Origin of the sequence: Streptomyces niveiscabiei (assembly GCF_001419795.1) — a bacterium.
Lineage (GTDB): Bacteria > Actinomycetota > Actinomycetes > Streptomycetales > Streptomycetaceae > Streptomyces > Streptomyces niveiscabiei.
In genome coordinates this window covers 1-1,010 of sequence record NZ_LIRL01001051.1, presented here as the reverse complement: position 1 = coordinate 1,010, position 1,010 = coordinate 1, and the positions used below count along the sequence as shown (strand labels likewise).

At 72.8% G+C, this 1,010-nt stretch carries 1 protein-coding gene and 1 pseudogene; one reads left to right on the top strand and one right to left on the bottom strand.

Features of this window, described 5'->3' with window-relative positions:
* A pseudogene (locus AOK24_RS51770) lies at positions 1 to 107 on the top strand (DUF4240 domain-containing protein); the annotation flags it as partial.
* A gap of 263 nt (positions 108 to 370) precedes the next feature.
* Here AOK24_RS51770 and AOK24_RS39500 read toward each other — a convergent pair.
* On the bottom strand, positions 371 to 1,010 hold a 640-nt coding region (locus AOK24_RS39500), incomplete at its 5' end, for a peptidoglycan recognition protein family protein (protein ID WP_055724745.1).

The following is a 1,010-nucleotide window of genomic DNA, read 5'->3' as shown; positions in this document are numbered from 1 at the left end:
GCATCCCGCCGGCGCCGGCGGAGCCGGAGGGCACGCCGATCGACTTCGAGAACGAGGCGGCGCTGGCGGAGAGGTACCCGGGGCTGTGGGGGCGGTTCAAGGAGTGAGGGGCTGGGTACGGGACGCCGGCCGCCTGGTCATCGTACAAATCACCGGCCTCCGTACAGGACCCCCTCACACCCCCCGCCGCCGCGAACCGTCGCTCGGGATGTACCCCTGCACCCCCTCCGCCTTCAGCACGGCGTGATGCAGCGGCGCCCGGTTCGCCTGGTCCAGCGCTGACGCGGTCGTCNNACGACCGCGACGACGGCGCCCAGGACCGCCCAGGGGCTGCGGACCCAGCGCTTCGGCTGCGGTGTGCGGTGCTCGTTCATGTTCCCCGGCCTCCCTGTCGGCGTGTGTCGTGCATGACGTTAGGGGCGGGGGATGGGAGGAGGCTGAACCCCGCCTGAGACGTTCCTGTGACCGCCCGGCCCTGCAACTCGGCGGCGCGGGCGCGGATGCGGGGCAGCAGGCGCATCAGCGCGAGGCCGGGGCAGGTGGTCATGTACCCGTCCTTGTGACCGGCGATCGCGGGGAGGGACGCGGTGGTGCCGGCGGCGTACCGGCTGTACCCGCTCGTGGACGTGAGGCGCGCGAGCCCGCGGGGGTCGACGTCGGACAGGCCCAGTTTCCACGCGGCGAGCGCGGCGATGGACTCGGTCATGGCGGGCGGGACCGGCGTCCCGGAGGTGAACGTGCCGAGCGCGGCAATACCCGTCGTGCGGTGGTTGAAACCCTGCGTGTGCGCGCCGGTGACCGCCCGGTCGGCGCCGCCCGCGCGGCCCTCGTAGATGGTTCCGCAGCGGTCGACGAGGAAGTTGTAGCCGATGTCGTCCCAGTCGCGGACCCCCGTCTGACCTGCGCGGAGGTAGCGGATGATGCGGGGCGCGTCGGCGCAGTCGTACCGGTTCGGGGAGTCGGTGTGGTGGACGAAGACGGCGACGACCTTGTCGTCGTAGCGGGGCGCG